Raw genomic sequence first — 26,622 nt, forward strand, 5'->3', positions numbered from 1 at the left:
GCATCCCCTATCCCGAACAAGGCCAAACCCCCGGTCCGGCGGATCGCCGCTGAACCGGAGGTTTGGCAGAGGCTGTATGGTTACGCCTTCGTATCGACGTGCTGACCGCCGGCGTCACCGCCCTTGGCGACGCCGACCATCGCCTCGCGCAGCAGGCGGCCATGGATGGTGTAGCCGGGCTGCAGCACCTGGACGACGGTGCCGGCGGCCTTGCCGGTGTTCTCGATCTCGAACATCACCTGATGGAAGTTCGGGTCGAACGGCTCGCCGGCCGGGTCCAGCTTCTTGATGCCGGCGCGTTCGAAGGCGGCGAACAGCTGGCGCTCGGTCGCCTCGACGCCGACGGCAAGGCCCTTCAGCATCTCGTCCTGCTCGCGGCCCTCGGCCGGGACGGCGTCCAGCGCGCGGCGCAGGTTGTCGGCGACCGACACCAGCTCCTTGGCGAAGCTGGACACGGCGAACTTGCTGGCGTCCTCGCGGTCGCGCTGGGCACGGCGGCGGGTGTTCTCCGTCTCCGCCATGGCGCGCAGAAGCTGGTCCTTCAGGCTGGCGACCTCGGCCTCCAGCTTGGCGACGCGGTCCTCGGGCGAACCGGCTTCCGCACCGTTGGGGGCACCGTTGGCGGTCTCGGCGGTGGCCTCGGTCGGCTCCACCGTGGCGTCGGAGGGCTTGTTCTGCTCTTCGCTCATGGTTTTCTCAATTCTTGCTTCGTCAAAAGGCGGAGTGAGTGAGGGAGGCGGCGCTCAGCCGATCAGCCGGCTGACCACCTTGGCGGTGTAATCCACCAGCGGAATGATGCGGGCGTAATTGATGCGGGTCGGGCCGATGACGCCGATGGCCCCGATCACCTGTTCCCGGCTGTTCTGGAAGGGAGAGATGATCATCGAACAGCCGGAATGGCTGAACAGCACATTCTCGGCCCCGATGAAGATCTGCACGCCGTCGCCGCGTCCGGTGGCGTCCAGCATGCGCAGCATCGTCTCCTTGGTCTCCAGCGCCTCGAACAGGCCGCGCACCCGCTCCAGGTCGGAGAGCGCAGTGACGTCCTCCAGCAGGCGGGACTGGCCGCGGACGATCAGCTGGCCGGCGTTCGACCCGCCGCTGCCGGCCCAGGTGGCCAGACCGGCGGCGACCACCTTGCGTGACAATTCGTCCAGCTGGGTCTTCTGCTGCTCGATCTCCTGCAGCACCTCCTGCCGCGCCTCGTCCAGCGTGCGGCCGGCGAGCTTGGCGCTGAGGAAGTTCGACACCGTCTGCAGGGTGGAGGTCGGTACCCCCATCGGCACCTCGATCACCCGGTTCTCGACCAGACCGTCCTCGTTCACCAGGACGACCAGGGCGCGGCCGGGGCCGAGCGACACGAACTCGATGTGCTTCAGCGGCCGGTCGGTCTTGGGCGCCACCACCAGGCCGGCGCAGTGCGACAGGCCGGACAGCATGGTCGACGCCTCGCCCAGCACGTCGGCGAAGGCGCGGCCGGAGGCGGAGCATTTCGCTTCGATCGAGGCGCGCTCGTCCTCGGTCAGCGACCCGATCTCCAGCAGGCCGTCGACGAACATGCGCAGGCCGGCGTCGGTCGGGATGCGGCCGGCCGAGGTGTGCGGGGCATAGAGCAGCCCCTGCTCCTCCAGGTCCGCCATCACGTTGCGGATGGTCGCGGGCGACAAGGCCATGCCAAGCCGCCTGGAGATCGTGCGCGAACCGACCGGCTCGCCGGACGCGACATAGGCGTCGACGATCAGCCGGAAAATCTCGCGCGATCGCTGGTTCAGCTCGTTGATCATGGAGGTCGGGCGGTCGGGCTCTGTTCGGGCTGGTCGGCTGCGGAACGGGAGTTCCGTCAACCGGTCCGAATTTAGGCAGGTCCGACCGCCGAATCAACGTGCGGGGAGAAGAAGCAGAGCAATGGCTTGAAGGTGGCCTTGCGACCCTATGGCAGCCTTTACTGCTCCGCCAGGAAGGCGCGGTACTGCGTGGCGATGGCGCCGACCGCCGCCTCGTACAGCTGCCGGCCATGCTCCGGGCGGGCGAGGCCGGGGGCGGAGCCGATGCGGCCGTCCGGATAGCGGCGGCGGAAGTCGCGGGCGTCGTGGAAGCCGCCGGCCGGCGCCTGTTCCGGCTCCAGCGCCGCGGTCTTGATCGAGTCGGGATAGGCGTACTGGGTCAGCGACACCTCGCTGGGGGTGGCGTGCGAGCCTTCCTTGCCCTGGTACAGCTCGCGCGACAGGCGGGCGACCTCGCCATTCTCCCACCAGCTCGCCAGGGCGCAGCGCAGGTCCGGCGCGTCGCGGCCGCGCAGCGCCCGGTTCTCCGCATGGATCTCGTAGAAGGCGGCGCGGACGGTGGCGATGTTGCCGCCATGGCCGTTGACGAAGAAGAAGCGCTCGAACCCGTGTTCGGCCAGCGAGCCGACATAGTCGCGCAGCAGGGCGATCAGCGTCGACGGCTTCAGCGTCATCGAACCGGGGAATTCCATGTGGTGGACGGCCATGCCGACCGGGATGGTCGGGCCGACCAGCGCGCCGGTGGCGTCGCCGACGCCCTTGGCGATGACCTCGGCACAGATGGCGTCGGTGCCGACCAGCCCGTTCGGCCCATGCTGCTCGGTCGAGCCGATCGGCATGATGATGCCCTTGGAGGTCTTGAGGTAGGTTTCGACCTCGGCCCAGGTGCTCAGGTGAAGCTGCACGGTGGCGGATCCTTTTCGACGATGCGTGCCGGAAATGCGTTTGCCCTCATGTTAGGCGCCCGGACGGCCGCGACAACCGCTCCCTGCGCCGGGCGGGCATGAACGAGCTGTCGGACGGGCGGCACTCATCCCGTGCTGGCGCAATGGTCCTGCGGTGACTACACTCGCGTGCAATTTGCCCGGATGGGCGTCTGTTTCGGGGTGCGGTGGTGGTTGCGCGCGTCAACACGGTGGCGTTCCAGGGCATCGAGGTGCTGGGGATCGACGTCCAGGTCCAGATGTCCGGCGGAATCGTCGCCTTCACCGTCGTCGGCCTGCCCGACAAGGCGGTGGGCGAAAGCCGGGAGCGGGTGCGCGCCGCGCTGCACGCGCTGGGGCTGGCTCTGCCGGCCAAGCGCATCACCGTCAACCTCGCCCCCGCCGACGTGCTGAAGGAGGGCAGCCATTTCGACCTGCCGATCGCGCTCGGCCTGCTGACGGTGATGGGGGTTCTGCCGGATGCGGAGATCGCCCGCTACGTGGCGCTCGGCGAACTGGCGCTGGACGGTGCGCTGACTCCGGTGGCCGGCGTGCTGCCCGCCGCCATCGACGCGCTGGCCAACGACCGCGGCCTGATCTGCCCGGCGGCTTGCGGCGGCGAGGCGGCCTGGGCCGGTCCCGACCTGGACGTGCTGGCGCCGGCCAACCTGCTGGCCCTCATCAACCATTTCAAGGGCACCCAGGTGCTGACCCCGCCCAAGCCGCGGCTGCAGGAACAGGACGCGCCGCCGCCCGACCTGCGCGACGTGAAGGGCAACGAGACCGCCAAGCGCGCGCTGGAGGTTGCCGCCGCCGGATCGCACAACCTGCTGATGATCGGGCCGCCCGGCTCCGGCAAGTCGATGCTGGCCGCCCGGCTGCCCGGCCTGCTGCCGCCCCTCGACCCGGCGGAGGCGCTGGAGGTGTCGATGATCCATAGCGTCGGCGGGCTGCTGGAGGGCGGTCGCCTGCTGCGCCAGCGCCCCTACCGCGCGCCGCACCAGTCGGCCAGCCTGCCGGCGCTGGTCGGCGGCGGAACGCGGGCCAAGCCGGGGGAGATCTCCCTGGCGCACCAGGGCGTTCTCTTCCTCGACGAACTGCCGGAGTTTCCCCGCGCCCTGCTGGAGGCGCTGCGCCAGCCGCTGGAAACCGGAAAGGCGGTGGTCAGCCGCGCCAACCACCATGTGACTTATCCGGCCCGTGTGCAGCTGGTGGCGGCGATGAACCCCTGCCGCTGCGGCCATCTCGACGACGCCTCGCTCGCTTGCGCGCGAGCGCCGAAATGCGCAGCGGATTATCAATCTAAAATTAGTGGGCCGCTGTTCGACCGTATCGACCTGCACATCGACGTGCCGGCGGTCAGCCCGGCCGACCTCAGCCTGCCGCCGCCGGCGGAGGGCAGCGCCGACATCGCCGCCCGCGTCGCCGTCGCCCGCGCCATCCAGGCGGAACGCTATGGCGGCTTCGGTCCTTACCCGGCCGGGCGGGCTGTGCGGACGAACGCCGAGGCCGATGGCGAACTGCTTGAGAAGGTCGCGTCCCCCGACGCCCCCGGCCGCGCTCTTCTGACCGAGGCGGCGGAACGGCTGAAGCTGTCCGCACGCGGTTACCACCGGGTGATGCGGGTGGGGCGGACTCTGGCCGATCTGGATGGGGTCGAGGGGGTCAGGCGCCGCCATATCGCCGAGGCGCTGAGCTACCGGCGGATCGCGCCGGGGCGTTGAGGGGGCACCCGTAGGCGACGCCTTCACGGCCCCTCGAACACCGGCGGCTTGGCCGCCCCCGGACAGACGGTCGCCGGCACCGTCTCCTGCTCCACGAAGGTCACGGCGGCGGCCATGGCGCAGTCCTCGCTGGAGGTCACGATGTGGCTGGCGGCGCGGAAGACCAGATGGCGGCTCTTCGGCAGGGTAGCGGCGGCACGGTCGCCCCAGTCCGGCGGGGTGACGGGGTCGTAGGCGCCTGACAGCAGCAGCACCGGCACCGGGCTGGCGACCGGCAGGCGCTCGGCCGGTTCCTGGTGGCCGGCGGGCCAGAGACGGCAGACGCGCCGGCCCGGATCGTCGGCGGCGACAAGCCCGTAGGGGGCATAGCGGCTGGCGTTGTCGGCGCGCTTCTGCGGGTCGGCGGTGTTGACCGACTCGCGGCATTCGACCGAAAAGGCCAGCCCGTCGGCGACCTCCGGATCGCCCAGCCAGTTGGTCGGCGCCCATTCGGCCAGGGTGGCGTATTGGCCGCGGATGGCGCGGTCGAGCATGATCGGCAATGCCGGCACCGCTTCGCCGACCGCCATCGCCTCCAACCCGGCGGCGATGATCGCTCCGCCGGTCAGCCGCAGGGCACGGCGCGTTTCATGATCGCCGACGACGATGTCGACGGGGTTGCGGTCCAGCCGTTCGACCAGGGAGAGGAAGCGCTTCTCCAGGTCGGGAAAGGCGGAGCGGCAGCTCCGGTTGGCGGCGCAGTCGTCGAACAGCCGGCGGTAAGTTCGCTGGGCCAGCCCGGCCATCTCCTCCTGCGCGTTGACGTCGGGCGGATAGATGCTGTCGAACACGACGGTGCGGACGCGGCCGCCCTGCCGCCGCAGGATCTCCAGCCCGACGCGCGTGCCGTAGGACACCGCGAACAGATTCACCCGTTGGGCGCCCAACGCGGTGGCGATGTCCAGGGCATCCTCCGCCGCGACCGGGGAGGAGAACTGGGTGGTGTCCAGCTCGGCCGCCTGCTGCCGCGCGACGCAGGCGCTGATTGCGGACCGTTCCTCCGCCGCCCGCTGTTCGCGCGTCTGCGGCCGGGTGCCGCGGGTGGCGCCGACGGCGTCCAACTCCGGGCAATCGGTATCCGGCTCCGCCCGGCCGACGCCGCGCGGATCGAACAGGATCAGGTTGCGGGTGCGGCGGAAGGGGGCCGACAGCTCCCACCACACCTCCATCCGCTCTTCCGTCGCCTCGCCGGTGCCGAAGGGGGAGGCGCCGGGACCACCCTCCAGAAACAGCACCGGGTCCGGGTCGGGCTGGCGTGCGGTGCTGAGCAGCACGGCGACCGGCAGGCGCAGGCTGCGGCTGTTGGCGCGGTCGCGCCGTTCCGGCACCGCCACCGTCCCGCACAGCGCCGCTTCTCCATCGGGAACGGTGAACCAGCAGGGGCCAGGGGTGAAGCGCGCCTCCGCCGCCGCGGGCAGGACCCACAGCATTCCCATCACCACGGCGGCCGCCGCGAGCGCAGCCCGCAGCTTGCGGGCGGAGCGCACCGCTGTCGGCCATGCGGGAGAGGGGAGGATGGACACGGACGGACGACCTGAACCTGATGGATGGAGTACCGCGGACGGCCTTGGGCGGCGGCTTTGTGTTTGACCGAGCGACCTTCGCTTGTCCAGAGGCGCCCGGCGCCATCCCGACGGATAGCCGAACGGCGGCAAAACGGCGGCTGAGTGATGCCGAATTGCAACAGGCGTGCGGCAAAGATCACGCCATTGCCGGACGGACGGGTTGACGGAACACATCCGCACGCGGAATTATTTCGCCACCAGAGGCCCGACGGACGGTGCCTCTCTTTCTCAGGAGCAGATCATGCCGACCTTATGGACGGCGATGCGGAGCCGCTGGCTCGATTCCGGGGCATCCTCCGGACCGGGCCGATTGTGCGACCACCTGCGGCGCGACGTCGGACTGGCGGACGGGGAGGCCGTGGATGGAGAAGAGCCTCCGCTCGGCCGTCGTCTTCCGCCTTTTCACATCCGCGATCGGAACCTATCGGACGCGCGGACATTTTTGACCTTGCAACCGTATCGCTGACCGGCGATACCGGATCCGCCGGCCTCTCACGCCGGCATCACTCAACCCCTGGAGAGTATCGATGAAAGCCATCGTAACCACCGCCTGGACTCGCCGATCGGGCGACCCGGCCATCACCGCCGCCAATTGGGCCGCCCATATGGCCGCCAATCATGCCCAGCCGGCCCGACTTCTTCCTGCACCCTTCGAACGTGAATTCCGGATATCGAGAGGATCCCATGTGTGTCTTTCTGGGTTTTTGCGGTCACCGTCTCTTCGTTGAACACGCCCGCTGGGCATCGCCGGCCGGGTCCTTCGACCTGCGGCGTGAAAACGGGGAAGTCATCCTATGGCTTGGACGCCTGAACATCATCTACACACCGGCCCGTTGGGGACCACCCTCCCGCGCTGCATAGCGCGCGGCGCCGCGGAGACCTGCTGAATGCCGGCCCGCGTTCGCCATGACGAGGTCCTTACCGTCGTCCAGGTGCTTGAGGCGTTCCGCAAGCTCGACCCCGACCTGCCCATCCAGTATGCGCTGAGTTTCATGACCATCGCGCAGAGCGAAGGCATCTCCATCGGCGAACTGGCGGAACGCCTGGGCATCGCCCAATCCTCCGCGTCGCGCAACGTCGCGGCGCTCAGCCGCTGGCACAGCTTCGGCAAGGCCGGCCTCGATCTGGTGCAGGCGCAGGAAGACCCCCGCGAGCGCCGCCGCAAGATCGTCACCCTGACCGACAAGGGCCGAGAGTTCCTGGACGCGCTGCGCGCCATCGTGAACCCGCCCGAGCAGCGCCGCGCCGCCAAGACAGCCTGATTTTTATCGTCAAGCGATCCCGTTCAGCGCCGTGCGCAGCATTCCCACCAGCGTGCGCACCGCCAGTTCCTGCCGCTCCAGCGCCAGACCGCCGAAGCGTCGCAATTCCTTGGCTCGTTCCGGCAGCGGCGGCATGTGGAAGAAGCCGTAGGGGATATCCAGGTCGGCGCTCTCGATGATGTGGCGCGCCCGGTAGAACAGGTGGTTGCCGAGGAAGCCGCCGGAGAAATCGCCGAAGGTCACCGGCAGCCCGGCCATCGACAATTCCCGTATCACCCGCGGAACCGGCAGGGTGCTGCCATAGGCGGTCGGCCCGTCGGGGACGATGTCGGCGTGTTCGCGCACCGTGCCGGCCGCATCGGGCAGCGGGCTTTCGTCGCGGTTCCAGGCCAGCCGCTCCAGCCGGATGTAATCGCTCGACTCGAGGTAGGCGAAGCCGAGCGCCGCCAGTGGCCGGTGTTCCGCCAGCAGCTCGGCGAAGGCTTCGCCGCAGGCGTCATAGAGAGGGGGCAGGGTGGCGGTGACGACCCCCGGCTCTCCCGACAGCCGGTCCATCAGCAGGCCGGTCGGATCGGCTGCCCAGGGGTGAGGGACCGGATCGAGGTCCGGCTCGCCGTCCGGGAGGGTCCCGAACGGCGCGAAGCCGGTGAGCAGGATGGGGGCCGTCACGGGCAAGACATCCTTACGGTCACATCCTTACGGCCGCAGCAGGCCGATGATGTCCTTCACGTCGTTCAGGTTCTTCTCCGCGATGGCGGCGGCGCGCTCGCCGCCCTTCTTCAGCAGCCGGTCGATCTCCGCCTTGTCGGCCAGCAGCTCCTTCATGCGGGTGGTGATCGGCGCCAGCTTGTCCACCGACAGGTCGACCAGCGACTTCTTGAAGTCGGAGAACTGGGATCCTGCGAACTGCGCCAGCACCTGCTCGCGCGACTGGCTGGCCAGCGCGCCATAGATGGTGACGAGGTTGTCGGCCTCCGGGCGGGCCTCCAGCTCGGTCACGGTTTCCGGCAGGGGCTCCGGGTCGGTCTTGGCCTTGCGGATCTTCTGCGCGATGGTGTCGGCGTCGTCGGTCATGTTGATGCGCGAATATTCGGACTCGTCCGACTTCGACATCTTCTTCTTGCCGTCGCGCAGGCTCATCACCCGCGTCGCCTCGCCCAGGATCTGCGGCTCCGGCAGCGGGAAGAACTCGGTCTCATAGCGGCGGTTGAAGGCGCCGGCGATGTCGCGCGCCAGTTCCAGATGCTGCTTCTGGTCCTCGCCCACCGGCACATGGGTGGCCTTGTACAGCAGGATGTCGGCGGCCATCAGCGTCGGGTAGGCGTACAGGCCCAGATTGGCCATGTCCTTCTGCTTGCCCGCCTTTTCCTTGAACTGCGTCATGCGGTTCAGCCAGCCCAGCGGCGTGTGGCAGGACAGGATCCAGCCAAGCTCTGCATGGCCCGACACGACCGACTGGTTGAACAGGATGTTCTTGTCCGGGTCGATGCCGGCGGCGATGTAGGCCGCGGTGACCTCGCGGATGTTGTTGCGCAGGACCTCGGGGTCCTGGTCGATCGTCAGCGCGTGCAGGTCGACGACGCAGAAGATGCACTCGTAGCTGTTCTGCAGATCCACCCAGTTGCGCAGCGCCCCCAGATAGTTGCCGAGGTGAAGCTGCCGGGTCGGCTGCATGCCGGAGAAAATGCGGTTCACGGGTGGTCTCGCTCGAAAACTCTGGGAGGCGGCAGTTATCGCCCCCCGAAGTCCGCCGGTCAAGGCACGGCGCGCTCACGGCTGGCGTCCCGCGCGCATCGTCGCGGACGGGTGGTCCCGGTTGTATTGAATGCGCTTGTGTGCTACCGCCGCGTTTGTGTGGTTGGGAGGGGGCGGACCCGCCGCCCCCGCCACACGAGAAGGAGAAGAAGGATGAAGCAGATCCTTACCCTTCTGGTCCTTGTCCCAAATCCATTTACTGGGAGATCATCAAGCGTCTGCTTGAACTCTGCCAGGGCTAAGGCTGGACCAGGGAGCGGCGGGATAGCAGCCCGTCGCTCCCACAGTTCAAGGTAATATCAACCCCCATGCCCTGCAAGGGTATGCGGGCCTCCGCTTCCCGAAAAGATTGCACAACACCCCGTAACGCTCCCGCGCGTCGTATCCTTACTTGGCCGCGCGGCGGCGCTCGATGGCGTCCCACAGCAGGGATTCAAGCTGCACGCCGTCCAGCCGGTTGATCTCCTGGATGCCGGTGGGGGAGGTGACGTTGATCTCTGTCATGTAGTCGCCGATCACGTCGATGCCGACGAAGACCAGACCCTTCTCGCGCAGCACCGGGCCGATGGCGGCGCACATCTCGCGCTCGCGCGCCGTCAGCTCGGTCTTCCGGGCGCTGCCGCCGGCGTGGAAGTTGGCGCGGGCCTCGCCCTCCAGCGGCATGCGGCTGACCGCGCCCACCGGCTCGCCGTCGACCAGGATGATGCGCTTGTCGCCCTGGCGGATTTCCGGCAGGTAGCGCTGGACGATCACCGGCTCGCGGTAGAGCTGGGTGAACAGCTCCAGCAGCGAGCCGAGGTTCTCGTCGTCGGGCTTCAAGTGGAAGACGCCGGCGCCGCCGTTGCCGAACAGCGGCTTGACGATGATGTCCTTGTGCTCCGCCCGGAACTCCAGGATGGCCTGCTTGTCGCTGGTGATCAGCGTCGGCGGCATCAGGTCGGGGAACTTGGTGATGAACAGCTTTTCCGGCGCGTTGCGCACCTCGGCCGGGTCGTTGACCACCAGAACCTTGGGCTGCACATGCTCCAGCAGGTGGGTGGAGGTGATGTAGGCCATGTCGAAGGGCGGGTCCTGCCGCAGCAGGATGACGTCCATCGTCGACAGGTCGGTCATCACCGGCTCGCCCAGCGTGTAATGGGCGCCGCGCTGGCGCACCACCGTCATCTCGCGCACGCGGGCGGTCAGGCGGTTGCCGGTCAGGATCAGGTCGCGCGGGTGGTAGTGGTACAGGCGATGGCCGCGCTTCTGCGCCTCCAGCGCCATCATGAAGCTGGAATCGGTGTCGATGTTGATCGACTCGATGGGGTCCATCTGGAAGGCGACGGCGAGGCTCATGACGGGTCTCCGGACCTCTGCGAACGGGGTCAGTTCAGGCGGTTCTTCAACTGCTGGATCAGCGAGGCGGTCTGGTGGCGGTGATGGTCGTCGCCGGTCAGCGCCATGAAGGTCTCCAGCGCGGTGATGGCGTCCTTCAGGTTGCCGGCATGGGCCTCCAGAAGGCCGGTCTCGCGCCACAGCGACGGCTCGTGCGGGGCGAACAGGCGCATCGCCTCCAGCACCTCCAGTGCCTTCGGCACCTCGTGGGCCGACAGGTGGCGCAGCTTGATGTTGTTCTGCAGGCGCAGCAGCACGTCGCGGTTCGACACCGGCTGGTAATGGCCGGGCTCCAGCTCGGCGGCACTGCCGGCGGTGGCCTTCAGAAGGTCGCGCAGGTCGACGACGCTGCGGGTTTGCCCCTCGTTGAAGGGGTCGATGATGGCGCGCGCGCCGTCCTTCTCGATGCGGACCAGGAAATGGCCGGGGAAGTTCAGCCCGACCATCGGCCAGCCCTGCGACCGCGCGGCATGCATATAAAGGATGCCGAGCGCCACGGGCAGGCCGCGCCGGCGGTCGATCACCCGCAGCAGGTTGGCGTTCTGCAGGTCGTCGTAGGTGTCGTGGTCGCCGGAATAGCCGTGGCGCCCGCCGATCACCGCATGCAGGTGGGCGATGCGCGTCTCCAGCCTGTCGTCGGCCGGGTCCTGCGCCGCGACGCGGGCGGCCAGATCCTCGACGATGGCGCGGATATGGGCGCGGTAGGGGGCAAGATCGGCGTTCGGCAGCTCCAGCGCGCCAAGCGCCAGGGCGGCTTCGGCCAGATCGATCTCGTCGTCCGGCTGGTCGCCGATGCGGCGCAGGATATCGCGGGCTTCCGCGCGGTTGCTCAAGACTGTCGCCCCCTCAAATTCGTCCCCTCACAGTCTCCAGGCATCGACCAGATGACGGGGCCAGGCCCAAGGGGTAACCAGCATCACGTCGAAGCGCAAGACATAGCCGGCATAGCGCGGGTTGGCGCCGAGGAAGGCATGGGCGGCGCGGGCCAGCCGGCCGCGCTGGCGGGCGTTCAGCGCCTCGTTGGCGGTATCCCAGTCGCCGCGCGCCTTCACCTCGACGATGGCGATGGTCTTGCCGCGCTTGGCGACGATGTCGATCTCGCCCATCGGCGTGCGCAGGCGGCTGGCCAGGATGCGGTAGCCGCGCAGCCGCAGCGACAGGCGGCACAGCGCCTCCGCCCGGCGGCCGAGGCTTTCGGCGCGCAGGCGCCGCGCATCCAGGTCCGTCATTTGCCTTTCATCTCCCTTGGCTCCTCCCGCTGCAGCTCCAGCGCGCGGGCGTAGACGGTGCGTTTGTGCTGGCCGGTGCGGGCGGCGACGTCGGCGGCGGCGTCGCGCACCGACAGGCGGGTCAGCGCCTCGCGCAGCAGGGCGTCGACGTCGGCCTCGCCCGGCGTCGCCTCCTCGCCGGGCGGGCCGATGACCAGCACGACCTCGCCGCGCGGCGGACCGGCCTCGGCATAATGGGCGGCCAGCTCCGGCAATGTGCCGCGCCGCACCTCCTCGTACAGCTTGGTCAGCTCGCGGGCGACGGCAGCCTCGCGCGGGCCCAGGATGTCGGCGAGGTCGGCCAGCGACTCCGGCAGGCGCTGCGGCGACTCGAAGAAGACCAGCGTGGCCGGCACACCCTTCAGCTCGCCGGCGGTGGCGCGCCGCGCGCTGCTCTTGTTCGGCAGGAAGCCGGCGAACAGGAAGCGGTCGGTCGGCAGGCCGGACAGCACCAGCGCCACCAGCGGGGCCGAGGCGCCGGGCAGGGTGGTCACCGCCACTCCTTCCGCCACGCATTCCCGCACCAGCTTGTAACCGGGGTCGGAGACCAGCGGCGTGCCGGCGTCGGTGACCAGCGCGATGGCCTCGCCCTTTTTCATGCGGCCGATCAGGACCGGACGCATCTTTGCGGCGTTGTGTTCGTGGTAGGAGACGAAGGGGGTGTGGATGCCGTGGATGCCCATCAGCTTTGCGGTGACGCGCGTGTCCTCGCAGGCGATGGCGTCGGCCCGCTTCAGCGTGTCGAGCGCCCGCAGCGTGATGTCCGCGGCGTTACCGATGGGGGTAGCGACGACATGGAGTCCGCCCGCGAGTTTACTTGGCGCGGCGAGGGGGCTACCTTGAGCGCCACTTTCGGCCGAGTCACCCGGACTCATGGCCGGGACCATGCCTTGGGTCTCGCCTTCGGTTCCGGCGGCCGTTTCAGCAGATGTGGAGACGATTGGTGGCACGCTTGGCAACAGCTTTCTCACAGGGTCTGAAACGTCACGGCGTGGCAGCCTTGCTGGTCGCCGGCCTGTTGTCGGCCTGTTCGACTTTAAGCGCGCCGCCGCGGGTGGCACAAGCGCCGCAACCGGTTGCCGCTCCGGTGGCTCCCCTGCCCGAGACGCAAGGCCCGGTCAAGGTCGCGGTCCTGGTTCCGCTCAGCGGGCAGAGCGCCGCCATCGGCCAGTCCATGCTGGACGCAGCGCAGATGGCGCTGTTCGACATGGCCGGCGACCAGCTGCAGCTGTTGCCGCGTGACACCAAGGGCACGCCGAACGGCGCCGCCGACGCGGCACGCCAGGCACTGGCCGAGGGTGCCCGCCTGATCATCGGTCCGCTGTTCGCCGCCGATGTCGCCGCGGTGCGCCCCATTGCGCAGAATGCCGGCGTCGACGTGCTGGCCTTCACCAACGACGCCACCCAGGCCGGCAACGGCACCTATGTGATGGGCTTCGTCCCGGCCGATCAGGTCAGCCGCGTCGCCGGCTATGCCCGGTCGCGCGGGGCGACGCGCTTCACCGTGCTGGCGCCGCGCTCCCCCTACGGCGACGCGGTGGTCAACGCCATGCAGTCCATCGCGCCACGGCTCGGCGCCATGACCACGCAGGTCGAGCGCTACGATCCGGCCATCACCGACCTGTCGGTCCCGGCCAAGCAGGTCGCGCAGGAAACCCCGCAGCCGCAGGCGGTGATGCTGGCCGAAGGCGGGCAGCGCGCCCAGGGCATCGCCCAGGCGCTGGCCGCCAACGGCGTGCAGCCGCAGCAGGTCAAGCTGCTGGGCACCGGGCTGTGGGACGACAGTTCGCAGGGGGCGCTGGGGCAGGAGCCCGCGCTGGTCGGCGCGCTTTACGCCGCCCCGACGCCGCAGACCCGCGCCCGCTTCGAGTCTCAGTTCGAGCAGGTCTATGGCCGCAAGCCGCCGCGCATCGCCACGCTGGCCTATGATGCGACCTCGATCGCCGCGGTGCTGACCCGCAGCGGTGGTCCGGTGCCCTTCGACCGCATGGCGATGACCAACCCCAATGGCTTCGAGGGGCTGGACGGCCTGTTCCGCCTGCGCGCCGACGGCATGGTCGAACGCGGGCTTGCGGTGATGGAGATCACGCCCACCGGATCGCGCGTGGTCGACCCGGCGCCGCCGTCGTTCGAGATGCTGGGGCAGTGACGGATATGAAAAAGCCCTCTCCCAAGCCGGGAGAGGGCTTTTTACTGCCATCCTTACTTACGCCCGCGCCCGCAGATAGGGGGTCAGACGCCATTCGGCGAACTTGATCAGGCGGGTGGCGACGAAGTTCAGCACCAGATAGATCGCCCCGGCGACGATGAACAGCTCGAAGACCGCGAAGGTCTGGGCGATCATGCGCCGGGCGATGCCGGTGACCTCCATCAGCGTGATCGTGCTGGCGAGCGAGGTCGCCTTGACCATCAGGATCACTTCGTTGCCGTAGGCCGGCAGCATCTGGCGGATCGCCACCGGCAGGACGATGCGGCGGAAGGCCAGCGCGCGCGACATGCCGCAGGCCCGCGCCGCTTCCACCTGTCCTTGCGGCACCGACAGGATGGCGCCGCGCAGGACCTCGCTGGTGTAGGCGCCGGTGTTGAGCGTCAGCGCCAGGATGGCGCACCAGTAGGGCTCGCGCAGGAAGGGCCAGAGAAAGCTGTCGCGGATGAACTCGAACTGGCCAAGCCCGTAATAGACCAGGAAGATCTGCACCAGCAGCGGCGTGCCGCGGAAGACGAAGACATAGGCCGCTGCCAGCTTTTCCACCACGCGGTTGCCCGACAGCCGCAGAAGCGCGACGGCGAAGGCGACCAGCGCGCCCAGCGCCAGCGAACCCAGGATCAGTTGCAGCGTCAGCGACAGGCCGCCGAGCATGCGGGGCAGGCTGTCCCACATCAGTTGCCAGTTCATGGCCTCAGGCCCTCCGGACGCCGCGATTGGCGGAGATTTCGGCGCGGTTGAACAACGCCGTCGAAATGGTGGTCAGCAGCAGATAGAGCACGGCCGCGGTGCCGTAGAACAGGAAGGGCTGGCGCGTGGCGCCCGCCGCCAGATGGGTCACCCGCATCAGCTCGGCCAGCGCCGTCACCGACACGAGCGCGGTGTCCTTCAGCGTCAGCTGCCAGACATTGCCGAGACCGGGCAGGGCGAAGCGCAGGGTCTGCGGCACCAGCACCCGGCGCAGGATCAGCCAGCGGCTCATGCCGCAGGCCCGCGCCGCCTCGATCTGGCCGAAGGGGACGGACTGCACCGCACCGCGGATCACCTCCGTCGAATAGGCGCCGGAGATCAGCCCGACCGCCAGCACGCCGATGGTGAAGGCGTTCAGGTCGACCCGGCCGTCATAACCGAAGGCGGCGGCGATGGAGGTCGCGACCCCGCTGCCGCCGAAGAACAGCAGATAGATCACCAGCAGTTCGGGGATGCCGCGGACGATGGTGGTGTAGAAGTCGGCCAGGACGTTCAACGCCAGGGAGTGGCTGAGCTTGGCCGAGGCGCCCAGAGATCCGACGACGATGCCGAAGGCGAAGGCCGACACGGCGACCGCGACGGTCATCGCGGTGCCCATCAGAAGCTGTCCGCCCCAGCCGTTGGGACCGAAGGAAAGGAGTTCCAGCATTGGCACGCCCGGTAAGGCCCGCCGGGCGCGGCGAGGACGGCCGGCCGTACGGGGTTCAGCGAACGGAAATCAAGCGACGACAGGCAATGACAGGTATCGACCTGGGGGAACGACCGGCGCCCGGTTGCCGCGAAGGCCGCCGGGCGCCGTTCCGATCAGGCAGGAAGGCCGAAGGCCCGCCTTGCTTGGTCCCCTCACTTGGTCGGGGAGATGTCGTAGCCGAAATGCTGGGTGCTCAGCTTCTTGACGGTGCCGTCCTTCAGCGCCTCGGCGATGGCCTTGTCGAACATCGCCTTCAGGTCGGCGGTGTCCTTGCGCAGGCCGACGCCCATGCCCTCGCCGATGACGCCGCCGATGAAGTTCGGGCCGACGATGACCATCTTGTCCGGCGTGGCCTTCACCACCGCCTCGACCACCGAACGGTCGCCCAGCATGGCGTCGACGCGGCCGGAGCTGAGATCGATGCCGGCATTGTCGATCTTGTCGTAGGTGCGCATGGTCACCTTCGGCAGATGCTTGTCCATGAAGTCGGCCTGGATGGTCGACACCTGGACGCCGACGGACTTGCCCTTCAGGGCGTCGGCCAGCTTCTCCAGCACCGGCTTGGCCTTGCCCTGGTCGTTCAGGTCGACGCGGTCGGCGCCGAGCGCCAGCGACTTGGCCAGCGGCGAGTTGGCCATCACGGCGAACACCGACGGCTCGGTGCCGTAGGGGATCGAGAAGTCGATGACCTTCTTGCGCTCGTCGGTGATGGTCATCGCCGACATGATGGCGTCATACTTGCCCTGCTGCAGGGCCGGGATGATGCCGTCCCAATCCTGGGCGACGAACTCGCAGGTGACCTTCATGCGCTTGCACAGGTCGTTGCCGAGATCGACCTCGAAGCCGGTCAGCTTGCCCGAGGTGTCGGTGGCGTTCCACGGAGGATAGGCGCCCTCGCTGGCGATGCGGACCGTCTTCCATTCCTTGGCGTTGGCGGCGCCTGCCGCGGCCACAGCCATCATGGCGCCGAGCGCCAGGGCCGAAACGATCTTCTTCAACGAACACACTCCTCTGTTCGGTTCGCCCGTTCTCTCGCCCCTGTCGGGGCCGGGCTGTTTCTGACGGTCCGGTCCTGCCCTCTGCCTCGTCCCCTCACGCCGCGCCGGACAGATGGCGCGAGAGGAACTGCCGCACCCGGTCCGAGTCGGGGTCGGTCAGCACCTTGTCGGGTGACCCCTCCTCCTCGATCCGCCCCTGGTGCAGGAAAACCACCTTGGACGCCACTTCGCGGGCGAAGCCCATCTCATGCGTCACCAGGATCATCGTGTTGCCTTCGTCCGCCAGTTGGCGGATGACGCGCAGAACCTCGCCGACCAGTTCGGGGTCGAGCGCCGAGGTCGGCTCGTCGAACAGCATCACCTTCGGCTGCATGGCGAGCGCGCGGGCGATGGCGGCGCGCTGCTGCTGGCCGCCCGACAGCTGGACCGGATAGGCGTCGGCCTTCGCCAGGATGCCGACCTTGTCCAGCAGCATGCGGGCGCGGTCGATGGCTTCCGCCTTCGGCACCCCCAGCACATGCACCGGCGCCTCGATCACGTTCTGCAGGATGGTCATGTGGGTCCAGAGATTGAAGCTTTGGAACACCATGCCGAGGCTGGTGCGGATGCGCTCCACCTGACGGGTGTCGGCGGGGACGCTGGCGCCCCCGCGCGTCTTCTTCAGCGCGATGGCCTCGCCGCCGATGACGACCCGTCCGTCGTCCGGGATCTCCAGCATGTTGATGCAGCGCAGCAACGTGCTCTTGCCCGAGCCCGACGAGCCGATCAGCGTGATGACGTCGCCCTCGCGGGCGGTCAGCGAGACGCCCTTCAGCACCTCCAGCTCGCCGAACCGCTTGTGCAGATCCTCCACGACGACGGCGGCGGGAGCGGACTCGCTGACTGGCGGGTGACGGTGCATGCGCGAAAAACCGGCTGGTTCGGGTGGCGGATGACGGTCGCGCCGCCGCGGCGGGCCGATGCGGCCGGCCAGGGCGTCGGTATGACCATTGCGGCACAGGCTAGACCGGGGCATGCGCGTTTCGCAACGCAGATTTCACATCAAATGCACGTCAAGCCGCTTGTGTCCGAAAACTGTGCGTCACCACAACAAAAGTACCAGAATCTGCGGCCCCAGGATACGCAGGCACATCGCCAGCGGATAGACGGTGGCGTAGGCCAGCGCCGGAGCCTCCGACGCGACCAGCGCGTTGGCATAGGCCAGTCCCGGCGGGTTGGTCTGCGACCCGGCCAGCACGCCGCAGATGGTCAGGAAGTTCAGCTTCATCAGCCCGCGCGCGACCAGCCCGGTCAGCAGCAGCGGCACCAGCGTCACCAGCACGCCCCACATCATCCAGGGCCAGCCGGCGCCGCTCGCCAGCGTGGCGACGAAGCGGTCGCCCGACGCGATGCCCAGCACGGCCAGGAACAGGATGATGCCGATCTCGCGCAGCGCCAGGTTGGCGGCCGGCGGCATGAACCACACCAGCGGCCCGACATGGCCGACGCGGCCCAGAATCAGCGCGACGATCAGCGGCCCGCCGGCAAGGCCGAGGCGCAGCGGCGCCGGCATGCCCGGCAGGAAGATCGGGATGGCGCCGAGCGCCGCGCCCAGCGCGATGCCCAGGAACATCGGGATCATCTCCACCTGCTGCAGCTTGCGGGCGGAGTTGCCGAAGACCCGGCCGACGGCGGCGAGGCTGTCCGGCCGGCCGATCACCGTCAGGATGTCGCCGAACTGCAGCTTCAGCGCCGGGGTCGGCACCAGTTCCACGCCCGAGCGGTTGACGCGGCTGACCACCACGTCATGAGCGTCCTGGAGGTTCAGGGCGGCGATCGACTTGCCCAGCACCGCGTTGTTGGTGACGACGATGCGCTCCCATTTCAGGTCGGTGCCCTTGGTGGTCAACGGCCGGTCGAACTCCTGCCCCAGCAGGGTCCGCACCTGCTCCAGCTTCGGCCGCGGCCCGACCACATGCAGCACGTCGCCCAGCTTCAGGCAGGTGTTGTTGTGGGGGACGCAAAGCGTGCCGTCGCGCAGCAGGCGGGAGGCGACCACCCCATGGTCGCACAGCGCGTCGATGGACCCGAGCGGCCGGCCCTCAAGCTCCCGGTTGCGCAGGGTCAGGTCCATGGTCTCCAGCGTCGACACCTCGGCGCGGCGGCATTCCTCGAAGCGGGCCGCCTCGGCCTCGGGGTCGATGCGGAACAGGATGCGGACGGCGGCCATCGACAGCAGGTTGCCGGCGATGCCGAAGGGGTAGGTGACGGCGAAGGCAAGGCCGGGCAGGGCCATCACCGCCGCATCGGCCCCGACCTCCGTCAGCACCTGCTGGGTGGCGGCCAGCGCCGGGGCGTTGGTCACCGCGCCGGCGAACACGCCGAGCGAGGACCCCAGCGACAGCGCCCCCGACGACACCAGCAGCGATGTCAGCAGGATGCTGGACCCCACCATCAGCAGGGCCAGCCCGTTCAGCGCCAGCCCGCTGCGGCGGAGCGCGGCGAAGAAACCGGGGCCGACCTGGATGCCGATGGTGTAGACGAACAGGATCAGGCCGAAGTCGCGGATGAAGTCCATCATCTCCGGGTTGAAGGCGATGCCCGCCTGCTTGGCGATGTGGCCGCCGGCGATGCCGGAGAACAGCACGCCGCCGATGCCGAGCCCGACCCCGCGGATCTTGATATGGCCGAGCGCCACGCCCGCCGCCGACACGAGACCGAGCATGAGCACCACCCGCGCGATCGGCGGCATGGCCTGGAGAATGTCTGCGAAAGCCGACATGGAGCAACTCGCTTCCTGAACACATTTGAGCAAACCGCCGCCGCGTTCGGTGGGAGCCCGGATGATTGCGGCGGTCCCCCTTCGATCGGGGCGGATTGGCGCGACGATGCGGCAGGACCGCGGGCAAGGCGTTGATTCAGAACAAGTGCACGGCCTTTAGCCGTGACAATCCCGGCACCCGGTGCTGCGGCGAACGCATGGGAGTGCGGCGCTGCGAGGCATGCGGCCCATCATCGGGCGGCGTCCAATTCCTCGAACTCCATCCAAATTTTGCCATTTTCTTCCCATAGACCTTGTCTCAAGCAACCGGCTCCGCAGGTCGCGCACCGGCGTTCCCCCTAGCGCCACAGCAGCGACGAATGGAAGCCGTTCCACAAGGTATCGACCGGCCGGACCCGGCCGGACGCAAGGCCATCGCGAGAACCCCCTCGCGGTGGCCTTTTCTTTTGGGCGGGTTCTTTCGGGCGGGGCGGCGGCGGGAGGCTGCGACAGCATTCTTGCTCCGGCTTTCCCGTCCCGCTGTGCTATAGCAGCGCCTCCCTCAACCGGAAGCGCGACCCGTTCCCATGCCCGTCTTTGCCGGATCAGAGCTGACCTGCCTGCGTGGCGACCGTCTGGTCTTCACCGGGCTGGAGTTCCGCATCGCCCCCGGCGGTGCGCTGGTGCTGCTCGGCCCCAACGGCAGCGGCAAGTCCAGCCTGCTGCGGGTGATGGCCGGGCTGCTGAAGCCGCTGCGCGGGACGCTGGACTGGGACGGGGTGCCGGTTTCCGAGGATCCCGACGGCCACCGGTCGAGGGTGCAGTATGTCGGTCATCTCGACGCGGTGAAGCCGGTGCTGACGGCGGCGGAGAATCTCGCCTTCTGGGCGGCGCTGGCCGGTGCCGCCGATCCGGCCGCCAACGCGCGGGCCGCGCTCGACCGGCTGGGGGTGCCGCACATCGCCGGCGTGCCGGGCCGCTATCTGTCGGCCGGTCAGAAGCGCCGGCTGAACCTCGCCCGGCTGCTGGCGGCACCGGCGACGCTGTGGCTGCTGGACGAGCCGACCGTGGCGCTCGACCGCGCCGCCATCGCCCTGTTCGAGGGGCTGATCGCCGAACATCGCGCCCAGGGCGGCATGGTGGTGCTGTCCACCCACACCGACATCGCCACCCCCGGCGGCGAGGAACTGCATCTGGACGAGTTCGCCCCCTACGCCGACGACGAAGAGGCCGGCGACGAAGACCATGAGGAAGAGGGGGCCGCGCCATGAGCCGTTTCCTGCGCCTTGTCGCGCGCGACCTGCGGCTGGCCCTGCGCCAGGGGTCCGACGCCACCATCGCCGTCATGTTCTTCGTGCTGTGCGTGGTGCTGTTTCCCTTCGGCGTCGGGCCGGAGCCGAACATCCTCGCCCGCATCGCCGCCGGCGTGATCTGGGTGGCGGCGCTGCTCGCCTCGCTGCTGTCGCTGGAGCGGCTGTTCCAGACCGATTACGAGGACGGGTCGCTGGAACTGCTCTCGCTCTCTCCCCTGCCGCTGGAGGCTGCGGTGCTGGCGAAGACGCTGGCCCATTGGCTGGTCACCGGCGTGCCGCTGATCGTCGCCGCGCCGCTGCTGGCCGTCCTGCTGAACATGGATGCGGAGGGGTTCGGCGTGCTGGTGCTGACGCTGACTCTGGGAACGCCGATCCTGAGCCTGATCGGCGCCATCGGGGCGGCGCTGACCCTGGGGGCGCGGCGCGGCGGCGTGCTGCTGTCGCTGCTGATCCTGCCGCTCTACATTCCCGTGCTGATCTTCGGCGCCGGCGCCATCGACGCCGCCATCAACGGGCTGACCCCGCGCCCACACCTGTTGCTTCTCGCCGGCATCCTCGCCGCGGCCCTGCCGCTGGCCCCCTGGGCCGGGGCCGCGGCCCTGAGGCAGGCGGTGGAGTAGGAGGCTAGGATTTTGTCGCCTTCTCCGGCAGCAGCTTCTCGATCGCCTCGCGCACCTTGTCGGACTCGGGGTCGGTCATGGTCGAGAACCAGGACACCAGCTTGCCGTCCGGCCCGATCAGATATTTGTGGAAGTTCCAGCGCGGCTTGGCGAGGAAGCCCAGTTCGTCGGCCGCCCAGCGGTAGAAGGGATGGGCGCCGTCGCCCGACACAACCGTCTTGTCGGTCAGCGGGAAGTCGATCCGATAGTTGACCTCGCAGAAATCCTTGATCTGGTTGGCGTTCCCCGGCTCCTGGCCGCCGAAATCGTCCGAAGGCACGCCGACCACCACCAGCCCGCGGTCGCGGTAGCGCTGCCACAGCGTCTCCAGCCCCTTGTATTGCGGAGTGAATCCGCATTGCGAGGCGGTGTTGACCACCAGGACCGCCTTACCCTTGAACTGCGACAGCGGCAGCGGCTGGCCGTCGATGCCCTGGAAGGTGAAGTCGTAGGCGCTGATTGCGGCGGCGCTGCTTGCGGCCATGGCGCTGGCGGCTCCCATCACGGAAAGGACCGCCGCCATGGCGACGGTGCGAAGTCGGGTTCGGACGGTCATCGGTAGGGCTCGGCGGCTGGAGGGCTTTGCATCCTTACACATACGATGCCCGATACGAGCTTCGGCGCCTATCGGATCATGATGCAACGGGCCGGCACCGGTCGCATCGGGTCTACCCCCTTCGGACGGGTAGCCACGGTGCCCGCGGATCGACAGTTGATAGGTAAGGATACGCGGCGATCGATCGTCGCCATCCTTGCAACCGTCCTTGTCCACCGAACAGCGCCCGAAAAATGTCCCACCCGGCCGAGCCTCAGCCTGAGCATAAAAATCTATCCCATCGAAATGGGTATGCGGACGCCAGCCCGGTTGCCGCCGCTCCCGTCGCCGATGCAAGCCCATTCCAGGAGAACAGGCCGATGAACGCCGGAGCCATCACGCAGGACACCCGGTCGCTCCCGACGGCAATGCGCCGGGTGGCCCGTGCCGCCGCCAAAGCCACGTTGGCCGTCACGGCGGTGCTGCTATTCGGCGCCGCCTTGTCGACGCCGTCGCTCGCCGACCCGGGGGAGCATGGCCGCGGCCATGCCTGGGGCCACCACAAGAAGAAGCACCATCACGACGAAGGCCCGGTCGTCATCTACGGTGCGCCGCCGCCGGTGGTCGTGGTTCCAGCCCCGCCGCCCCCTCCGCGCGTCGTCTATGCCCCCTCCTACGCACCGCCGCCGGCCGTCATCTATGCCCCGCCGCCGCAACCGGGCGTCAGCGTCCAGATGAACATTCCGCTTCGTTAACGATCCAGGCTTTCCAGGCGCTCCGGCGGTCGGGTCCCACCCGGCGACCGGAGCGTTTTGCGTTTCGGCAGCGCTGTCCCGGGCTGTGACCATCCTGTGCCCTTGTCGCGCGTCCCGCCCCGTCCACGGCATGCTCCCGGCCGTTCCCTCCTCCGCCGTCCGAACCGCACCCGTTGAAAAGCCTGGATCGTCAGTCCTTTCGTGACAGGACCCGCCTGCACCGGTAGGATCGCGCGGCCTGTCGCGAAGGCGGTAGGCCGTTCGGGTGATTCACGGAAACTCAACCGATGTCCGGCCATCTGTCGGCTGGGAGCATCTTGCGGCCCGTGGTCGGTATCGGGGAGGGAGAGACCGAATGTTCGTGATGATCGGCTTCGGCATCGTGATCTTCAGCGTGTTCGGTGGCTACATCCTCGGTGGTGGCCACATGGGCGTGCTGTGGATGCCGTTCGAGTTCATGATCATCCTGGGCTCCGGCGCCGGTGCCTTTTTCATTGCAAATCCAAAATCTGTGGTGACCCACACCGGCAAGGAGCTGGGTCACCTGTTCAAAGGACCAAAATACAAAAAGGAGGACTTTCTGGAGGTCCTCACCATGATGTATCAGGTCTTCAAGATCGCGAAGACCAAGGGCCTGCTGGCGCTCGAACAGCATATCGAGAAACCGGAAGACTCACCGCTCTTCCAGCAATTCCCGAAATTCTATGGCGACCATCATGCCATCGCCTTTCTCTGTACCTATCTTCGCCTGATGTCGCTGGGCGCGGACAACCCGCATGAGCTGGTCGACCTGATGGACGAGGATATCGAGACGATGCACCACGAACACCAGCGCATCGCCGACGCCATCCAGGCGGTGGCCGACGCGGTGCCGGCGCTGGGCATCGTGGCGGCGGTGCTGGGCGTGATTCACACCATGGGCTCGATCACCGAGCCGCCGGAAGTGCTGGGCAAGCTGATCGGCGGCGCGCTGGTCGGCACCTTCACCGGCATTCTGGTCGCCTACGGCTTCCTCGCCCCCATCGCCAGCGGCCTGAAGAACATCTATCACGCGGAAGGCAAGTATTATCAGGCGATGAAGACCGGACTGATCGCCCATCTCTCCGGCTACGCGCCCGCCATTTCGGTGGAATACGCCCGCAACGTGCTGGAACCGGAATACCGCCCGACCTTCGCCCAGGTGGAAGAGGCGACCTCCGCCCTGCCGCCGGCCTGACCCCTTGTCCTGATCGACCGAGGGTCCCGATGCCGGACATCGACATCGCCTGGAACGAGGGAACGGTCGGCGAGTGGGACGCCCTGTTCGCCCGCGTTCCGCGTTCCACACTGCTGCAGAGCTTCGCCTATGGCCGCGCCATGGGCCGAACCTATGGCCATGTCCCGCGCCTTGGCGTGATCCGCCGCGACGGCGAGCCGGTCGGCCTCGTCCAGACGCTCGACCGCCGCATGCTGAAGCTGTTCCACGACCGCCAATGTTACCGCGGCCCGCTCTGGCTGGACGGCACGATCCCCGATGCCGACTCGCTGGAAGCGGTGTTCCGCCTGCTGCGCCGTGCCTGCCCGCGGTCGCCGCTCAGCCGTGCCAGCCTGTTGCCGGAACTGCCGGCCGGGCCGGAGACGGAGGCGCTGCTCGCCCGCTGCGGCTTCCGCAAGGTCGGTCCCGGCTATCGGACGGTCTGGTTCGACCTGACCCGCAACGAGGAAGCGATGCGCGCCGGCTTCGCCCGCGACTGGCGGCAGCGTCTGCGCGGGGCGGAGAAGGCCGGCCTCGTCCTCGACACCGACTGGAAGGCCGACAACCTGCCCTGGCTGATGAAGCAGGAGCATGACCAGGCGCTGGAGAAGGGCTTTCGTGCCATGACCGGGCCGCTGGCCGTCCGCCTGCGCAACGCCATGGTCAAGGGCGGTGGCCGCAATGACGGCGTGGTGATGGTGACGGCGCTCGACGGCCGCACTCCGGTTGCTTGCGGCCTGTTCTTCCGCCACGGCGTCTGCGCCACCAGTCAGATCAGTTGGGCCAACGAAGCGGGCCGCAAGAGCGGCGCCATGCGGCTGGTGCTGTGGAAGGCCATGCAGGAGCTGAAGCAGCATGGCGTCCGTACGCTCGATCTCGGCGGCATCAATCCCGACACCGCCCCCGGCGTCACCGAGTTCAAGCTCGGCACCGGCGGAGAGGCGGTGGAGACGGTCGGCCAATACCGCTGATGCGCTTTGCCTGATGATGGCCGGGACGGTTCCGGCTATCCTTACCTGCGTGCCGACCCGACACACCCTTACCGTACGGGATGTCCGCCATGTCAGACCTCGAACCCCTGAAGCCCGGCGAAGCCGATGTCGCCATCGAACGCGCCATGCAGCAGCGGCCGAAGGCGATGATCATCCGCGACAGGCTGCAGAAGATGCTGGAGGACGAGAACACCGCCCGCCAGTTCGTCGGCGCCATCCGCAACATGATGAACAAGGAATAAGGGGCGCCGGCGGCCTCCGCCGCCGGGTTGCTTACCATCCGGTCAGCAGCTGCTCGCCTTGTTGCAGCTCTTTTCCTCCGTCGACGCCGGAGCCGGGGTGCGCGCCAGCTGCAGGCCGCCGCGGCTGTCGTCGAACATCTTCTCGATCGACCGCCGGGCCTGCTGGAAGGCCTGAAGCTCCCGCCCCTCCAGCTTCTCGCCGGTCGGCAGATCGACGGAACGCGGGTTCACCTGATGCCCCGCCTTCAGCACCTCGTAATGCAGGTGCGGCCCGGTCGACCGTCCGGTGGTGCCGACATAGCCGATGATATCGCCCTGATCGACCCGCGCGCCGCGCTGGATCGACTTGGCGAAGCGGCTCATATGGGCGTAAGCGGTCGAAATCTCGGTGTTGTGGCGGATGCGGACATAGTTGCCGTAGGAACTGCTGCGTTCCGCGATCTCGATGGTGCCGCGGCCGGCCGCATAGATCGGGGTCCCGGTCGGCGCCCCGAAATCCACGCCCTTGTGCATCTTGCTGAAGCCCAGGATCGGGTGGTGGCGCATGCCGAAACCGGAAGTGATGCGGGCACCGTCGATGGGGGTGCGCAGCAGGGCGCGGCGGATGCTCTCGCCGTCGCCATTGTAATAGTCGATCCGCCCGTCGCGGGTCTTGAAGCGGTAGATCGGCATGTCGTCGCCGCTCAGCGTCAGCGAGGCATACAGCAACTCGCCTTCGCCGGCCTCCTTGCCTTCGGCGGTGACCAGCTTCTCATACAGAACCTCGAAACGGTCGCCCGGCTGCAGGTCGCGCTGGAAATCGACGTCGTAGGAGAAGTTCTGGATGAACGCCATCATGACCGAGATCGGCACCCCGGACTGGGCTCCCGCCTCGAACAGGCTGGAGCGGATCACGCCCTGGGCCGCCACCGGCTTGCGCGTGACCGGCTTCTCGATCTGGCTGGAGGTGAAGCCGGCGTCGCCCTTGCGCGCGATCGACACCGACCGCAGCGGATCCGGGGCGAATTCGAACCCGACGAACTTGCGGGTGCCGCCGCGACGCGGTTCGAACAGGACCGTCACATGTTGGCCGACCTGGAGACGGCGCGGGTTGTAGACCTCGCGCAATGCGGCCACCGCATCGTGGGCGTCGTTGGTCGGCACATTGGCGGTGGACAGCAGATCCATCAGCGTATCGCCGCGGCCGATGGACAGGGTGTGGCGGTCGACCGGTCCGGTGGCGCGTTCCCCGTCCCCGTCATCGTCCTTCGCCTCGGAATTGCTTTCCGCGCCCATGTTCGGCTTCACCGCCGGCTTGAAAGCATGGGGAGCCCGGCCATTCGGCGCATCCGCGTTGCGCGCGACAACCGTCGCAGGCGTCAACGCAGCGGCCGAGATGATGGCAAGCAAGGCGAGCGTGGGAAGGCGGGAGAGCCTCGAACGCACCGTCGTCCTCCTCCTGTAACCCCCGGGGCCGCCCAGCGGGCTGTCGGCGATGGCCGTCACCAAAGGTGTTAAGCCTATGGATCGGACGATGCTGGACCGGTCCGACCCTGTCAACCGACACAAGACCGCAGGGGTGGGCTCTGGGTGAACCCTATGGGAACACTATGAATTGGCGCGCTCGGACGGTCGCCGGCCACGCCGCGGTTGGTGGGTCGTTCCCTTACACTGAATCCGGTGCGGGCTCCGGTGAAAAACGAACCGTCAGGAATTTTTCATCGAAGCGCAAAAAAGCGCTTGCGTGGTTTGGGGGAGGGCGCCTATAAACCGCTCCACCGACGGCGGGGCGCTGAACGAAGCGCGGCGACGGCGGCAGAAACGGAAGAGAAAA

26 protein-coding genes are annotated in these 26,622 nt (G+C 68.3%); 9 read left to right on the top strand and 17 right to left on the bottom strand.

The genetic code is table 11. From position 1 onward, the window contains the following. Positions 1-80: 80 nt before the first annotated feature. From grpE to FZ938_RS23710, 3 genes are all read right to left on the bottom strand, one after another. A complete protein-coding gene (grpE, locus tag FZ938_RS23700) occupies positions 81-689 on the bottom strand; it encodes a nucleotide exchange factor GrpE (RefSeq protein ID WP_149200876.1) in 609 nt (202 codons plus the stop codon). A 54-nt stretch (positions 690-743) separates the two neighbouring features. Beyond that, the gene (gene hrcA, locus FZ938_RS23705) at positions 744-1,784 is read right to left on the bottom strand and encodes a heat-inducible transcriptional repressor HrcA (protein WP_085090505.1); all 1,041 of its coding nucleotides are present in this window, start codon (positions 1,782-1,784) and stop codon (positions 744-746) included. A gap of 158 nt (positions 1,785-1,942) precedes the next feature. Continuing rightward, entirely contained in the window at positions 1,943-2,689 is a 747-nt protein-coding gene (locus FZ938_RS23710) for a creatininase family protein (protein WP_149200877.1), read from the bottom strand. A gap of 209 nt (positions 2,690-2,898) precedes the next feature. On the opposite strand from FZ938_RS23710, the gene FZ938_RS23715 reads away from it, so the two are divergent. Further along, complete coding sequence (locus FZ938_RS23715) at positions 2,899-4,431, top strand: YifB family Mg chelatase-like AAA ATPase (RefSeq protein WP_149200878.1); 1,533 nt, start codon at positions 2,899-2,901, stop codon at positions 4,429-4,431. A gap of 23 nt (positions 4,432-4,454) precedes the next feature. Here the strand turns inward: FZ938_RS23715 and FZ938_RS23720 are convergent, their stop codons facing one another. Next, the gene (locus FZ938_RS23720; protein WP_246457622.1) at positions 4,455-5,993 is read right to left on the bottom strand and encodes an alpha/beta fold hydrolase; all 1,539 of its coding nucleotides are present in this window, start codon (positions 5,991-5,993) and stop codon (positions 4,455-4,457) included. A 929-nt stretch (positions 5,994-6,922) separates the two neighbouring features. On the opposite strand from FZ938_RS23720, the gene FZ938_RS23725 reads away from it, so the two are divergent. After that, complete coding sequence (locus tag FZ938_RS23725) at positions 6,923-7,297, top strand: MarR family winged helix-turn-helix transcriptional regulator (RefSeq protein ID WP_109074864.1); 375 nt, start codon at positions 6,923-6,925, stop codon at positions 7,295-7,297. Positions 7,298-7,306: 9 nt separating this feature from the next. Here the strand turns inward: FZ938_RS23725 and FZ938_RS23730 are convergent, their stop codons facing one another. The 6 genes from FZ938_RS23730 to rsmI form a co-directional block, all read right to left on the bottom strand. Next, on the bottom strand, positions 7,307-7,966 hold the full coding sequence (locus FZ938_RS23730) for a pyroglutamyl-peptidase I (protein WP_149200879.1): 660 nt from the start codon (positions 7,964-7,966) through the stop codon (positions 7,307-7,309). 27 nt (positions 7,967-7,993) lie between these two features. Beyond that, positions 7,994-8,992 carry a tryptophan--tRNA ligase gene (trpS, locus tag FZ938_RS23735; protein WP_149200880.1) on the bottom strand — a complete coding sequence of 333 codons (999 nt, stop codon included), beginning with the start codon at positions 8,990-8,992 and terminating at the stop codon, positions 7,994-7,996. A 447-nt stretch (positions 8,993-9,439) separates the two neighbouring features. After that, a complete protein-coding gene (gene gshB / locus FZ938_RS23740; protein ID WP_149200881.1) occupies positions 9,440-10,387 on the bottom strand; it encodes a glutathione synthase in 948 nt (315 codons plus the stop codon). Positions 10,388-10,416: 29 nt separating this feature from the next. Beyond that, positions 10,417-11,259 (bottom strand): SirB1 family protein, encoded by an 843-nt coding sequence (locus tag FZ938_RS23745; RefSeq protein WP_149200882.1) that lies wholly within the window; start codon positions 11,257-11,259, stop codon positions 10,417-10,419. Between the two features lie 27 nt (positions 11,260-11,286). Continuing rightward, the gene (locus tag FZ938_RS23750; protein WP_085090497.1) at positions 11,287-11,655 is read right to left on the bottom strand and encodes a YraN family protein; all 369 of its coding nucleotides are present in this window, start codon (positions 11,653-11,655) and stop codon (positions 11,287-11,289) included. Next, complete coding sequence (gene rsmI, locus FZ938_RS23755; RefSeq protein WP_246457624.1) at positions 11,652-12,569, bottom strand: 16S rRNA (cytidine(1402)-2'-O)-methyltransferase; 918 nt, start codon at positions 12,567-12,569, stop codon at positions 11,652-11,654. The genes FZ938_RS23750 and rsmI overlap by 4 nt, the downstream gene beginning before the upstream one ends. Before the next feature lie 116 nt (positions 12,570-12,685). Between rsmI and FZ938_RS23760 the strand changes: the two genes are divergently transcribed. Then, entirely contained in the window at positions 12,686-13,843 is a 1,158-nt protein-coding gene (locus FZ938_RS23760) for a penicillin-binding protein activator (RefSeq protein ID WP_246457625.1), read from the top strand. A gap of 57 nt (positions 13,844-13,900) precedes the next feature. Here the strand turns inward: FZ938_RS23760 and FZ938_RS23765 are convergent, their stop codons facing one another. The 5 genes from FZ938_RS23765 to FZ938_RS23785 form a co-directional block, all read right to left on the bottom strand. Next, on the bottom strand, positions 13,901-14,590 hold the full coding sequence (locus tag FZ938_RS23765) for an ABC transporter permease (RefSeq protein ID WP_109074857.1): 690 nt from the start codon (positions 14,588-14,590) through the stop codon (positions 13,901-13,903). Between the two features lie 4 nt (positions 14,591-14,594). Continuing rightward, on the bottom strand, positions 14,595-15,299 hold the full coding sequence (locus FZ938_RS23770; RefSeq protein ID WP_149200884.1) for an ABC transporter permease: 705 nt from the start codon (positions 15,297-15,299) through the stop codon (positions 14,595-14,597). Between the two features lie 194 nt (positions 15,300-15,493). Beyond that, positions 15,494-16,348: a lysine/arginine/ornithine ABC transporter substrate-binding protein gene (locus tag FZ938_RS23775; protein WP_246457627.1), complete on the bottom strand. Its 855-nt coding sequence runs from the start codon at positions 16,346-16,348 to the stop codon at positions 15,494-15,496. Between the two features lie 85 nt (positions 16,349-16,433). Continuing rightward, positions 16,434-17,240: an ABC transporter ATP-binding protein gene (locus FZ938_RS23780; protein ID WP_109074854.1), complete on the bottom strand. Its 807-nt coding sequence runs from the start codon at positions 17,238-17,240 to the stop codon at positions 16,434-16,436. A 180-nt stretch (positions 17,241-17,420) separates the two neighbouring features. Then, positions 17,421-19,100, bottom strand: a complete 1,680-nt coding sequence (locus FZ938_RS23785) for a putative transporter (RefSeq protein WP_246457628.1) — start codon at positions 19,098-19,100, stop codon at positions 17,421-17,423. A gap of 566 nt (positions 19,101-19,666) precedes the next feature. On the opposite strand from FZ938_RS23785, the gene ccmA reads away from it, so the two are divergent. Further along, positions 19,667-20,350: a heme ABC exporter ATP-binding protein CcmA gene (gene ccmA / locus FZ938_RS23790; RefSeq protein ID WP_109074853.1), complete on the top strand. Its 684-nt coding sequence runs from the start codon at positions 19,667-19,669 to the stop codon at positions 20,348-20,350. Next, positions 20,347-21,012 (top strand): heme exporter protein CcmB, encoded by a 666-nt coding sequence (gene ccmB, locus FZ938_RS23795; RefSeq protein WP_085090490.1) that lies wholly within the window; start codon positions 20,347-20,349, stop codon positions 21,010-21,012. The genes ccmA and ccmB overlap by 4 nt, the downstream gene beginning before the upstream one ends. A 4-nt stretch (positions 21,013-21,016) precedes the next feature. Here the strand turns inward: ccmB and FZ938_RS23800 are convergent, their stop codons facing one another. Further along, positions 21,017-21,607 carry a glutathione peroxidase gene (locus FZ938_RS23800; protein ID WP_149200886.1) on the bottom strand — a complete coding sequence of 197 codons (591 nt, stop codon included), beginning with the start codon at positions 21,605-21,607 and terminating at the stop codon, positions 21,017-21,019. A gap of 359 nt (positions 21,608-21,966) precedes the next feature. Here FZ938_RS23800 and FZ938_RS23805 point away from each other — a divergent pair, with 359 nt between their 5' ends. From FZ938_RS23805 to FZ938_RS30705, 4 genes are all read left to right on the top strand, one after another. Then, positions 21,967-22,341, top strand: a complete 375-nt coding sequence (locus FZ938_RS23805) for a hypothetical protein (RefSeq protein ID WP_149200887.1) — start codon at positions 21,967-21,969, stop codon at positions 22,339-22,341. 355 nt (positions 22,342-22,696) lie between these two features. Beyond that, positions 22,697-23,557: a flagellar motor stator protein MotA gene (gene motA / locus FZ938_RS23810; RefSeq protein WP_109074851.1), complete on the top strand. Its 861-nt coding sequence runs from the start codon at positions 22,697-22,699 to the stop codon at positions 23,555-23,557. Positions 23,558-23,586: 29 nt separating this feature from the next. Beyond that, positions 23,587-24,546, top strand: coding sequence for a lipid II:glycine glycyltransferase FemX (locus tag FZ938_RS23815; protein ID WP_149200888.1), 960 nt, complete (start codon positions 23,587-23,589; stop codon positions 24,544-24,546). An 89-nt stretch (positions 24,547-24,635) separates the two neighbouring features. Then, entirely contained in the window at positions 24,636-24,809 is a 174-nt protein-coding gene (locus FZ938_RS30705) for a hypothetical protein (RefSeq protein WP_174757200.1), read from the top strand. A 42-nt stretch (positions 24,810-24,851) separates the two neighbouring features. Here the strand turns inward: FZ938_RS30705 and FZ938_RS23820 are convergent, their stop codons facing one another. Beyond that, a complete protein-coding gene (locus FZ938_RS23820; protein WP_246457629.1) occupies positions 24,852-26,084 on the bottom strand; it encodes a M23 family metallopeptidase in 1,233 nt (410 codons plus the stop codon). Positions 26,085-26,622: the final 538 nt, after the last annotated feature.

The organism is Azospirillum oryzae, from assembly GCF_008364795.1.
In the GTDB taxonomy this organism is placed as follows: domain Bacteria; phylum Pseudomonadota; class Alphaproteobacteria; order Azospirillales; family Azospirillaceae; genus Azospirillum; species Azospirillum oryzae.

Coding starts and splice junctions, on each gene's coding strand:
- rsmI (WP_246457624.1), bottom strand. CDS start 12,569: ATGAGTCCGGGTGACTCGGCCGAAAGTGGCGCTCAAGGTAGCCCCCTC.
- FZ938_RS23785 (WP_246457628.1), bottom strand. CDS start 19,100: ATGTCGGCTTTCGCAGACATTCTCCAGGCCATGCCGCCGATCGCGCGG.
- hrcA (WP_085090505.1), bottom strand. CDS start 1,784: ATGATCAACGAGCTGAACCAGCGATCGCGCGAGATTTTCCGGCTGATC.
- gshB (WP_149200881.1), bottom strand. CDS start 10,387: ATGAGCCTCGCCGTCGCCTTCCAGATGGACCCCATCGAGTCGATCAAC.
- FZ938_RS23815 (WP_149200888.1), top strand. CDS start 23,587: ATGCCGGACATCGACATCGCCTGGAACGAGGGAACGGTCGGCGAGTGG.
- FZ938_RS23725 (WP_109074864.1), top strand. CDS start 6,923: ATGCCGGCCCGCGTTCGCCATGACGAGGTCCTTACCGTCGTCCAGGTG.
- ccmA (WP_109074853.1), top strand. CDS start 19,667: ATGCCCGTCTTTGCCGGATCAGAGCTGACCTGCCTGCGTGGCGACCGT.
- motA (WP_109074851.1), top strand. CDS start 22,697: ATGTTCGTGATGATCGGCTTCGGCATCGTGATCTTCAGCGTGTTCGGT.
- FZ938_RS23805 (WP_149200887.1), top strand. CDS start 21,967: ATGAACGCCGGAGCCATCACGCAGGACACCCGGTCGCTCCCGACGGCA.
- FZ938_RS23750 (WP_085090497.1), bottom strand. CDS start 11,655: ATGACGGACCTGGATGCGCGGCGCCTGCGCGCCGAAAGCCTCGGCCGC.
- grpE (WP_149200876.1), bottom strand. CDS start 689: ATGAGCGAAGAGCAGAACAAGCCCTCCGACGCCACGGTGGAGCCGACC.
- FZ938_RS23800 (WP_149200886.1), bottom strand. CDS start 21,607: ATGACCGTCCGAACCCGACTTCGCACCGTCGCCATGGCGGCGGTCCTT.
- ccmB (WP_085090490.1), top strand. CDS start 20,347: ATGAGCCGTTTCCTGCGCCTTGTCGCGCGCGACCTGCGGCTGGCCCTG.
- FZ938_RS23820 (WP_246457629.1), bottom strand. CDS start 26,084: ATGGGCGCGGAAAGCAATTCCGAGGCGAAGGACGATGACGGGGACGGG.
- FZ938_RS23780 (WP_109074854.1), bottom strand. CDS start 17,240: ATGCACCGTCACCCGCCAGTCAGCGAGTCCGCTCCCGCCGCCGTCGTC.
- FZ938_RS23765 (WP_109074857.1), bottom strand. CDS start 14,590: ATGAACTGGCAACTGATGTGGGACAGCCTGCCCCGCATGCTCGGCGGC.
- FZ938_RS23770 (WP_149200884.1), bottom strand. CDS start 15,299: ATGCTGGAACTCCTTTCCTTCGGTCCCAACGGCTGGGGCGGACAGCTT.
- FZ938_RS30705 (WP_174757200.1), top strand. CDS start 24,636: ATGTCAGACCTCGAACCCCTGAAGCCCGGCGAAGCCGATGTCGCCATC.